Source organism: Vibrio sp. Vb0667 (assembly GCF_033391095.1).
In genome coordinates this window covers 1-1,225 of record NZ_JAWPOL010000251.1, presented here as the reverse complement: position 1 = coordinate 1,225, position 1,225 = coordinate 1, and the positions used below count along the sequence as shown (strand labels likewise).

Annotated in this window: 1 protein-coding gene; it reads right to left on the bottom strand. The window is 47.4% G+C overall.

Annotation, left to right across the window (positions count from 1 at the left end; genetic code table 11):
• Positions 1 to 1,225: hypothetical protein (locus R8269_RS25025; RefSeq protein ID WP_318222883.1), on the bottom strand; the 1,225-nt coding region annotated here is incomplete at both ends.

Genomic DNA, 1,225 nt, shown 5'->3' with positions numbered 1-1,225 from the left:
GCGCCAGATGCGTTTTCTTCAACGTAGGTTGTACAGTCTTTAGTGATACTCAATGCGCCCACTGGAGTAAGTGGAGGACAGCTATCTGTGTCAGACTTAGTAAGCACAGGTTCGCCACCATCTTTGATGGCTGCGCTCGCCGTAGCCTCATTTTCTACACCGTTGATGAGCGAAACAAAGGAACCAGTAAATGTTGCAGTTTCGCCAGCGGCAAGAACGTCAGCAGTGAATGAATCGCCAGCGGTAATATCTTCAACATAAAGATCGTAAAGTGCACCAAAGCCAGTATTGGTTACTTTGATCTCGTAGTTGTAGATGATTGAGTCACCACTTGGTGATAACGCACCAGTTGGACATGTTTTCACAAGTTCCATACCACATAACTGGAATTGACCTAAAACGAAGTCTTTCAAAGATGCGGTGAATGAAGCAGACGAACGGGTTTCAGCCATGAAGCTGCTGAAACAAGACGCTGTGCCGTCGATTCCGCCAAGCAGTTGAGTGAGGTTTACACCACCTTCATAGAAGCTTTCGTATGGGAAAGCGTTCATTGTGCCGTTTTTTGCAGTGTATGGCCAAGGTGATGGGATTGGTGTTTCACCTTTGTTGGTGGTTGCACAACCAAAGTCACCATCATTGACAGCAGAACAGTCAGCAGGGTTTGCACCACTGGTTTCCGCTTGTAGGCGTAAGTTTTTGGCTGCACAATCGCCAGGGGCAGGGTCATTACTGTCCGCTTTTGAACAGGTTGGATCCCAAGTTACCAATGCGGCGTAAGGTTCATCATTCGCACCTTGCGGATAATCAATCAATACCAAAACGTCGCCCACAACGTGTTGACCAGCGAACGAACCGTCATCAAGGGCTTGGACATCATCTTGGAAGAACCAGAAACCCATAAAGGCATCACCTACGTTCGCAAAACGGTCGGCACCAAAATAAATGACCAAATCCGAACCGCCACCGCCGTTATCGACGCCGTAGGCAGCAGCGTAAGCATTGGTTAAGTCATCTTTATCTGGTACAGAACCATCTTTGTGAGACCATTCTGATATGTCTTGAATATCTTTTCGACCACCAGTAAATATGGAGATAGGTGACGGATCGGGAAGAATCCCAGTATCGACGTTGGCACTGTCGCTACCATCGTAAATATTTTCCCAATCATCCCCCTCAACGGCTTCGTCTGTTGCATTACCTTCCAGTTCGAAGGTTCCCAGATCAT